This window comes from Novosphingobium sp. PY1, from assembly GCF_017312445.1.
Taxonomy (GTDB): Bacteria; Pseudomonadota; Alphaproteobacteria; order Sphingomonadales; family Sphingomonadaceae; genus Novosphingobium.
Genome location: NZ_BLTI01000030.1, coordinates 1 through 9236 on the forward strand (window position 1 = coordinate 1; position 9236 = coordinate 9236).

The window sequence follows — 9236 nt, forward strand, 5'->3', positions numbered from 1 at the left end:
CGCAGACTGTCCAGATAAGGCGATCAATTCTTCGCGCGCATAGTCCTTGCTGCCGAACGCATTGCGCAGATTGCGATTGAGGCGCGACGGGTGGCCGCTGGCATGACAGAGTTCGTGCAGCGCCGTCCGGTAGAAATTGATCTGTTCGTGGAAGGCCGGTTGCGGGGGCACCTGCACATAGTCGGCGCTCGGGACATAGTAGGCCTTGTCCCCACCGATGCGGAAATCGACGCCCGATGCCGCAATGACCGCTTCGGCGATCGGCACGACTTGGCGTTCGGGAAGCGGTGCGGGGTCGGTGGCAAGGCCGGGGCGCAAGCCTTCGCACTGTGCGACGTTGAACACGGTGAAGCGTTTGAGGAACGGCACCGCGCGGGCTTCGCCGCCGGTCTGGCGCGCGCGTTCCTTCTCGGCTTCGGGGGTGAAGCGGTCGGCATAGACAACCCTTGTCCCGCGCTCGCCTTTCCTGACATTGCCGCCCGCCTCCAAGGCTTGGCGGAAGGTCAGCCACGATTGCGACGGATAGCCGTTCTCGATCACTGCTCCCCACAGGATCAGGACATTGACGCCGCTGTAATTGCGGCTGGTGAGCCCGTTGCGCGGGAGGCCGGGGGCGGCGGAGAAGCCTTGACCATTGGGGCGGCCCCAAGGCTGGACCCAAGGGAAGCGGCCCGCCTCAAGTTCGGAAACAATGCGGCCCGTCACCTCGTCGTAAAGATTGGCGCGCTCCGCCGGGGGCTGGCGTTTGCTGCCCTCTGCGCGCGCGCGTTGGCTGCCGGTCTGGTGCATGGCTATCCTCCAATGCCGCCCCAAAAACCCCAGGGCCTCCCCCGGAGCGGGGGTGGGCGGCGAATTGCGACCTGCCGGGCGCGGCCAGGAGGCGGTCCGCACCCGCAGGGCCGAAATGCAATGGAGGAGCCGGACCCGAGCGCAGTCGAAGGCCGGCTTGCGGGACGCCGGGCCGGGCCCAGAAGGGAGCGCCGCCCACCCGCGCGACGAGGGGAAGGCCCAACGAAAAATGCCGCCGCGCCGGTCAGGCGCGGCGACGACAGGCCGGAGCAAGGCTCCGGCATCCCGCCAGTCCGATCGTCACCTTTGGCCGGGACGCGCGAAGCGTGGCCCGGTGGAGCTTGGCGAACGGATGTGAGCCTAGCGGAATAGAGCGGCGGTCGCGCCGCAGGCGCGAGGCGCCTGAAAACCCGGATGCGTCAGGTCAGACCCTGCCGTCTTGAAGCACTCTCGTCGTGGTCGCCATGCGCGCGGTGACACGAGGAGCGAGCACTCGGCCCACTGGCCCCAACAGATCAACCGTGCAGCGGGGATCCGTTCGAACCGGTGCAAGCGGTCATCGCGGGCAACAGGCTCATCATGGCGGCACCGGCGATGATGATCGCGCCGACCGCCGCGGCGATGCCGGTCGCGGTCGGCCCCGCACCGCCGAGCTGCATCAGGCTGGAGACGACACTGCCGCCGGCGATCCCGGCGGGCACGGCGAAGAGAAGCGCGATCGCTCCGCGAAGCGGAACGGGCAACCGCGACGCGATGAGCATGCGTCCGATCAGCAAGACCGCGACGCCGACGACGAGGCCGAGAAGCAGACCGAGCAACGGCCCCAGTTCGCCACCCCCCGCCCACAGAAATGCGGCCGCACCGAGCCCGACCGGGAGTGCGAAGACGGCGAGCCGGAACATCGCCCAGGCGAAGAGGACGATGCCGGTGGCGGACAGGATCAGACCGAGCAACATCACGACCAACTCCATAGGCTCGGAACATAGCAGAAACACGATTCGGCATGAAGCCCCGATCGGCTCGCACTATGGGCGGTCTGGCGCGTTCTTCTCGGGCGACGTCGATCGCAGCGCGACGAACAGCGTGGCCGCACCGGCTTCGCTCCGGCCGGCAGGGGGCCGGTCGCCGATCGCGAAGAAGATGGCATTGACGGTACGCGGCGTTGCACTGGCGGCCGTGACAGCCGACCGGGAATTGACGGGCACTCCGGCGACGCTCGCGAGATAGGCGCGGGTCTCACCGGGCAGCGCGCGGCCGGTCCGCACGTGCTCGGCATAGCGTGCCGGTCCCGCGTTATAGGCTGCGAACAGTCCGGGATAACCGAAGCGGTCATACATCAGACGAAGATAGAGCGTCCCCGCCAATATGTTGTCGCGCGGGCTATGGGGATCACGTCCGAGCCCGAGCCGCGCGCGCATTTCGGACCAGGTGCCGGGCATGAGCTGCATCAGTCCCATCGCGCCGGCGTGGCTGGTAATCGGGCGCCCGTCCAGCACCGTGCGCCCGCCGCTCTCGGCGCGCATGACGCGCTCGATCCATTCTACCGGCACGCCGAAACGCGCCGAGGCTGCCTCGATATAGGGCCGCCAGTGAACGACCGACTGCGCGTCAGCCGGTGCCGCCGCCAGCAGCGCCAGGGCGGTGATGGCGACCCTCAGCCCAGCCACAGCAGTCGCACCTCGCCGATGACGTCGCCGCGCGATGTCGGTCCGAAATAACGCCCATCGAACGAATCCGGGCTGTCCATCAGCAGGAACAATGCGCCCGAACGCAACATCACGCAGCCATTCCACCACGGCATCGGACGGTCGCGGCCATCGGCTTCGCGGCGTTCGGCCACCGGGTGGCCGTTGACATAGATCTCCCGCCCGCGCGCACAGACGCGATCGCCGGGCGCGGCCGCGACGCGCTTGACCAGCGGGATATTGATCGGAATGTAGCGCCGCTCGGCGGCGAGCCGGCGCCAGCGGTCGGGCACCCGGACCAGCACCATGTCGCCCGATGCGATGTCCTGCCGTCCGCTGACGGCATAGAGACCGATCGGCGCGCTGGCCGATGCGTTCCAGACCAGCCACGGCGTTGGCGGCAGCGCGATCGTGGTCGCCAGCGCGGCCGCGCCGAGACCGATCAGCGCGGTGGGTTTAGCCGGCAGACGGGAGGGTAGCAGCCTAGCCATTGCCTCCCTCCCGCATGTTCGCGCGCGACCAGGCCTCGATATCGTCGATATGGTAGCGCCAGACGGTGCCATGCTTTCGGCACGGCGGGCCGCGCCGCTCCCGGCGCATCTTCTTGAGCGTGTCCCCCGCGAGACCGAGATGGAACGCGGCCTGCTTGGTTGTCAGAAACGGGCAATGCTCGCGTGCCCGCCGAGCGCGCTCCGCGGCCGACGACGCCGTGGCTCCACCGTCCACAGCGGATGAATCCGCCTCGATCCGTGTTCGCGCGCCGCCGCCTGCTTCGGGGTTTGGATCGTGTGTCATGAGTGCAGCGCCCGGTCCGACGAACCCGCGTTACCCGCCGATCAGGCCCGCACGCGCGGCTTCCTGTTCGGCGACATAGGCATCCAGCATGTCGGCCTGGCCGGGGAGCAGCGCGTCGATCGCAGGGAGGCCGTCGATATCGTCCCGGTGAAGCAGCACGGACGGGCACTGGCCTTCGACATTGCCGAGATTGGGGCGATGCTGGGCATAGCCGATGAGCGCGGCCAGATCGGGATCGAACGCTCGAGCGATGGCGGGCGGATAGACGAGATACTGATTCTCGAACGTCCGCAGCCATCCGAGGCAATAGGAGGTGATGACCGCGCGGCGCACATGATCGGACTGGTTAGCGCCGGCACCATGCAGGATCGATCCGAGGAACAGCAGCGCGGAGCCGGGTGGCATTTCGGCGGCGACCGGACGTGCATCGCCCGGTTGCGATGCCGCATCGTGATGGCTGCCCGGCCAGACCAGCGTCGCGCCACTCTCCAGCGTGAACGGATCGATCGGCCAGATGACGTTGATCTGATAGTGCATCCCGGTCTTGACGCCGCCCCAGAGATCCTGGTCGCGGTGCGGCACCTGCGCGAGCGCGCCGGGATGGATTTCGATCGCCTGGGTGAGGTTGAGAACGATACGATCGCACCATTCCCCGAGCACCGTTTCGGCGATACCGCGGATGATCGGGTGCAGCACAAGGCCGGCGATATGCCGTGAACGCCGCAACAACGCGCCAAAGCGCTTGGTGCGGGCTCCGTAGAATCCGCCTTCGCAAAAGGGCGTGGCGACGAAGCGCGGTGCGAGTTCGGCTTCGAGCGCGGTGATTAGCTCGGTCGGCACGGCGTTATCGACAATGACATAACCGTCGGCGAGCAGCATCGCGGCGAGGCGGGCGGGGTCGTGCATCGCCATTCCCTTCACGCGGCTCTTGCCGCCGCATCGGGAGTGATCGCACCCGGTACATAGATGCCGTTCGACGCCAGCAGCGCAGGCGTACCGGCGCAGATCTCGATGCGGAACGCTCCAAGGAACGCGCCATCGATGCGGCGCGCGGGGCCGAGCGGCGCTGCGCGCCAGCCCATCGCCAAAACCTCCTCGCGAAAAGCAGCGGTCACGACGCCGGTTAGCATGGTGATTCCGCTGCCGAGCGCATGATCGACCATCGCCGAGATGAGCCGGTTGCGGACACGCAGGCGTCCGGGGGCGCCCAATCGTTGCGGCAGGCAAAGTCGCGTAATCTCGCGAACCTGCTCCCCCCGGGGCGCATCGCACTCGCAGAGCGACGCGAAACGATCGGCGAGAAGATGTGCGCCCTCTGTCGATAGCAGCCGCATCGACCCCTGGTGAATGCAGCCATCGTCGGTGGCGATCAGATAGACCGCCTTGTCGCCGTCATAGCTGTCGATTTCATAGCGGCCGCCGACGACCGGAACATCCCAGCCCAGCAGATCGACGAACAGGGTCTTGCGGTCCTCGAACATCGAGGCGGCGCGCGCATCGGTAAGCGAGCACCCTTTGACAATATGGATCATGGCAGTAGCTCCCGTTCAAATTGAACAGTCGCGAAGGGAGCAGAGATGAAGGGCTCAAACAGTCGTCAATATTGAGGATGCGGCGATCCCGCTCAGAACCGCGGGACGATCTCCTCGATGCAGACGATTCCGCAGGCGAGCGCGATCGCCGGGAGCTGCGCGCGGGAATAGATTCCGAAATGTTCGCGCAGGTCACGCATGTAGGTGCGCACTGTCGTCGGGGCGATGTTCATCATGATCCCGATCTCGACGTCGCTCTTGCCCATCGCCGCCAAGCGAAAGCATTCGAGCCGCTTTGGGCTGAGATGGGGTAATTTCAGCGGGCGCGCCGGAAAGCCGTGCAAGCGCCGCGCCTCGGTAAACGCCTCGCTCGCCATCAGCGTCGCGATCCGGCAGATATGCGATGGCGGCAATTGCCCGTCGCGCGTTGCGAACGTACAGCATCCGGGCGGCTCGCCGGCGACGCCAATCGGAACGGTGAGGCCGTTGCGCAGGCCATGACGCGCGGCTTCGCGCACGATGCGCGCCTGTCGCCGCGTGAAGCCGCCCAGCAGTCGCTCCATTTCGTGCCAGCAGAACGCCCGGCTTGTCGAGCGCGCCGCGAGCAAGGCGGGATCGTCGCGGTAATAGCCTTCGGCGACGAAAACGTCGCCCCAGCTCTGGAAATTGTCCATGCGGAAATATCGCCCACCGGGCTGAAAGAAGGCCATGCTCTGGACGATCGCGAGCCATGGGAGGCCGAGCTGGCGTGCGGCGGCCTCGCTGCAACTGAACAGCTCGCGATCACTGTTCGCGCGCCTGGCCTGCTTAATATAGGCATCGAGGTCGCGAAACGGCACCGAGGGGCACTCCTTTCGACGCGCGCGTTGCGGGCGCGTCTATCGGGCGCGTGGTTCCAGCCCACGCGCGTGCAGCCCCCGATGATTTACTTGGTCTTGCTCGGCCGCCCCGTCGGCTTGTGCGGATGGCGCCGGAGCGTCACCGCCGGGCGCGCCAGTATCGCGCCGATTTCCAGTTCGTCGTCCGAAACGATCGAGATCGATATCCGGCCGGACAAGAGATAGACGGCATTAACGCCGAGTGCCTTCGCGAGCCGCTCCATTGCTTTCAGCGTCGGGCTCGACCGGCCATTTTCGATCGCACTCAGATAAGAGCTGCTCGTGCCCGCATCATGGGCGAGCGCTTCTTGCGTGATGCGCATCGCAAGCCGCAATTTCCTGAGATTCAAACTGAAGGACTTCGACGCATCCATAAGGGCGTAAGTTCACGCCCTGCGACCATTACTCCACACTGGATACAGGTTGGAGTTATTATCTATATTATTACGTTTTTACAAATATTTAAATGAGATTCCCGAACAACGCGCACTCAACTCTGATGCGGATTCTCAGGCGCGCCAAAAGACCGCATTCGGACGGTCGAATCGGTCGATGACCGAAGCCCTCACGCCAGGACATTGGCCGTGGACGCCGCAGTGGAAATCCCATCGGCGTCGTCACATCCGGGGCGAGCATTGATTTCAAGCGCCGAGCGAATCACGATGCGAACAACGTCCCGTGGACACGTCCGCAATCGCCGTTCCGGCGTGGCGTACAGGAATCATCGGATAGTTTGACGTGCCTGTGTGTCGTTGTCTCCTTTGATTTGAATGCAGCGCAGCGAAGCGGAGCGTCGCATTGGTTCATAGTTATGAAATCACCGTTCGTGTCGGGCCGCTGGCCGCCCACCATGCCAACCGACTACTCGCAACAGTCGGTTCTGGCGGTAATCCCGCAGCGGTCCGGTTTGCTCCAGCCCCGCCGAATTGTACTCGGATCTTCATGATGCAGCGGGATCGGTCCGGGGATCGGTAGTGACGAGCCCGAAAAACGTGGCGCCGGCATTGCCTGGAGGATATTGTCGATCTCCCGATAGACGCCTCGCGCTGCCATATGAGGATGGCGCGCCGCTTCGTCCGGATCAAGCACGGGGGCAAAGCAGGCATCGCTGCCTTCCAGCAGTGTGCGCCATTCTTCCCGTGTCCGCATGGCGAATATCTCGCTAAAACGCTGCTTGAGCTCGGGCCAGGCATCACGATCATAGCCGTCGTCAAAACTGCTATCGCCGGCCAACCCCAGCTTTTTGCAAAGCAGCGCATAGAACTTGGGCTCGAGTGATCCGACTGAGATGAAATTCCCGTCGGCGCACCGATAGGTCGAGTACCAGTGAGGGCCGTCAAGGATGCTGCAGCCGCGTATGCTGGCAACCTGGCCGGCGGCCTTCAGGCTCAGGAGCAAGTTCATCATGTGAGCGCTCCCATCGACGATCGCGGCGTCAACCACTTGCCCATTCCCGGTATCCCGCGCGTGCATTGCCGCTGCGAGGACGCCGATGGCCAAATAGAGCGCTCCACCCCCAATATCGCCTACCAGGCTTGGCGGCGCCATTGGCGGTTCACCGGGATGCCCAGCATACCAAAGGGCTCCTGACAGCGCGATATAGTTGATGTCATGGCCGGCCGCTTGGGCGAGAGGTCCCTGCTGCCCCCAACCCGTCATGCGACCGAATACAAGGCGGGGGTTACGCGCTAGGCAAACCTCGGGACCAAGGCCGAGCCTCTCCATCACCCCAGGCCGCATGCCTTCGATCAGTACATCGCCCCTTTGGACGAGATCCAGGACATGCGCGACGCCTTCGGGGGACTTCAGATCCAAGGCAATTACACGTTTCCCGCGGTTCACAATGGCGCCGCTGCCAAGATCGATATTTTCGGAGTTAGGGCTTACGCGTTCAATGACGACGACATCGGCGCCAAGGTCGGCCAACAGCATTCCGCAAAACGGCGCCGGGCCGATGCCCGCAATTTCGAGTATTTTGAGGCCTGCAAGCGGACCAGTTTTCGTCATTCAGGCATACCTGCGTCTGAGACCTTGGCGCTTTGATCCAGGCCGTTTCGCCGCTCCAGATTTCGAGACGGGTTGCAGTCGTGCTGGGCGGCAGTGTCGAAAGTAAGATTGGCAAAATGACCTTGATTCGCCTAATTCATTCTCTGGAGCAATTATTCCTGTGGGGCATGTCCATGCTCGATTCTCGCCTCAAGCATGCCGTCGCGGTTGGTCAGCTTCGTTCCTTCTCCAGGGCAGCGGATGCGGTTGGTGTCACGCAGTCGGCGGTGACCAAGAGTGTCGCTGAACTCGAACGGCATCTTGGCTATTCCCTTTTCCATCGGACCTCACGGGGCGCGATGCCGACAGAGGAGGGACGCGAATTTATTGATCGCGCAGCGCGCTTGCTTGCCGACGCAGCTGAACTACTCGGAGATACAGCCCGCCGCGCCGACGCCTATGCGGGCCCGCTTCGAATCGGACTGTTCCCAGGGTCAATCGACTGGTTGCTCACCCAACCTCTGGTTTCTTTGCTGCGGCGCCATCCGGCAGTGCGCGTCGAAGTCGTTTCGGGCAACAGCGAAAGGGGCGTGCGACTCCTGTCGCGCGGCGATATCGATGTCGCCTTTGGACTTGAAGCGGCCTTTGCACGCTGGCCGGAATTCAAGTGCGAGCGGGTCGCCTCGATCGAAATACTGCCTTTTGTGCGGAACAATCATCCCATTCTGGGGATAAACCCGACCAGCAAGGAGCCGCTGGTCCAGTTCGAATTCGTAGTGCCCTCATCTTCCGAACCCTACACATCGATCATTCAGCAGATGTACGAAAAAAGCGGTAAGCGTCCCGCTGACTGGATCCACATGACAGACTATTTTCAATTGGTTCGACGGATCGTTGCCACATCCGATGCTATCGGGATGGTTGCAAAACAGTTCACCGAGAACTCATGGTTTCGCGCCAATTTCGTGGCCTTGGAGGGAATCGGTTTATTCGATCCATTGACGCTTTGTTATGCTGTGCGTAGCCGCTGGCAGGTAAAACCGGCTGGCCGTGCGCTCGTCAGCCTTGTTCGTCAGGCATGGCGCACCGCATCATCGGATTAACGGCAAGGGGGCGGGGTGCGATCGGAAATCCGCTGCATCCGTCGCGATCAGCTAGAGCATTTCGCGCAGAAGTGGGAACCGGCTTTCCGGCAGGAAATGCTCTAGCAAATTGATCTTGGGCATTTTCCGAGTTGGCGGGTGATTCCACTCGCCTCGAAAATGGCCTAGAAGCTAATCTTACTGAGTCACAAAAATCGTCAGTCGGGGGATTCGCTGGTGATTGGGTTGTGATAGGCTGCTGATTCATAACGATTTCTGAGCTGTCTTTGGACTCCCCCGGCTCCTTGATGCACACCGTTTGATCAATATGTCGACGCACTGACGTCCTGTATCTTTCCTATGGATCTTTCAGAGCCTCTTCGAGATTCCTGCACAGTCCTGATGATTCCAGTGACACGCAACAGCGTGGATGCGCTGGCAGCAGTGACGGCACCGGCACGCGTATCAGCCAAGCATCAGTCCTTGCTG

The 9236-nt window shown here is 63.4% G+C and carries 11 protein-coding genes; 1 reads left to right on the forward strand and 10 read right to left on the reverse strand.

From position 1 onward, the window contains the following. The 10 genes from J3474_RS22385 to J3474_RS22430 all read right to left on the reverse strand — a co-directional run. Positions 1–789: ArdC family protein (locus tag J3474_RS22385; RefSeq protein ID WP_207095704.1), on the reverse strand; the 789-nt coding region annotated here is incomplete at its 3' end. A gap of 515 nt (positions 790–1304) precedes the next feature. Then, positions 1305–1748 (reverse strand): hypothetical protein, encoded by a 444-nt coding sequence (locus J3474_RS22390; RefSeq protein WP_136175471.1) that lies wholly within the window; start codon positions 1746–1748, stop codon positions 1305–1307. Positions 1749–1814: 66 nt separating this feature from the next. Then, positions 1815–2456: a lytic transglycosylase domain-containing protein gene (locus tag J3474_RS22395; protein WP_017499957.1), complete on the reverse strand. Its 642-nt coding sequence runs from the start codon at positions 2454–2456 to the stop codon at positions 1815–1817. Next, positions 2444–2965 carry a S26 family signal peptidase gene (locus tag J3474_RS22400; RefSeq protein WP_017499958.1) on the reverse strand — a complete coding sequence of 174 codons (522 nt, stop codon included), beginning with the start codon at positions 2963–2965 and terminating at the stop codon, positions 2444–2446. The genes J3474_RS22395 and J3474_RS22400 overlap by 13 nt, the downstream gene beginning before the upstream one ends. Next, on the reverse strand, positions 2958–3269 hold the full coding sequence (locus J3474_RS22405) for a helix-turn-helix domain-containing protein (RefSeq protein ID WP_081095412.1): 312 nt from the start codon (positions 3267–3269) through the stop codon (positions 2958–2960). The genes J3474_RS22400 and J3474_RS22405 overlap by 8 nt, the downstream gene beginning before the upstream one ends. 30 nt (positions 3270–3299) lie before the next feature. Beyond that, entirely contained in the window at positions 3300–4181 is an 882-nt protein-coding gene (locus tag J3474_RS22410; RefSeq protein ID WP_017499960.1) for a phytanoyl-CoA dioxygenase family protein, read from the reverse strand. Positions 4182–4186: 5 nt separating this feature from the next. Continuing rightward, on the reverse strand, positions 4187–4801 hold the full coding sequence (locus J3474_RS22415) for an acyl-homoserine-lactone synthase (RefSeq protein ID WP_017499961.1): 615 nt from the start codon (positions 4799–4801) through the stop codon (positions 4187–4189). 92 nt (positions 4802–4893) lie between these two features. After that, positions 4894–5640 carry a LuxR family transcriptional regulator gene (locus J3474_RS22420; protein ID WP_017499962.1) on the reverse strand — a complete coding sequence of 249 codons (747 nt, stop codon included), beginning with the start codon at positions 5638–5640 and terminating at the stop codon, positions 4894–4896. Positions 5641–5726: 86 nt separating this feature from the next. After that, positions 5727–6053, reverse strand: a complete 327-nt coding sequence (locus J3474_RS22425) for a helix-turn-helix domain-containing protein (protein WP_017499963.1) — start codon at positions 6051–6053, stop codon at positions 5727–5729. 487 nt (positions 6054–6540) lie between these two features. After that, complete coding sequence (locus tag J3474_RS22430) at positions 6541–7686, reverse strand: CaiB/BaiF CoA-transferase family protein (protein WP_026108913.1); 1146 nt, start codon at positions 7684–7686, stop codon at positions 6541–6543. A 32-nt stretch (positions 7687–7718) separates the two neighbouring features. Between J3474_RS22430 and J3474_RS22435 the strand changes: the two genes are divergently transcribed. Continuing rightward, positions 7719–8768 carry a LysR family transcriptional regulator gene (locus J3474_RS22435; protein WP_026108914.1) on the forward strand — a complete coding sequence of 350 codons (1050 nt, stop codon included), beginning with the start codon at positions 7719–7721 and terminating at the stop codon, positions 8766–8768. The last annotated feature ends 468 nt before the right edge of the window (positions 8769–9236 follow it).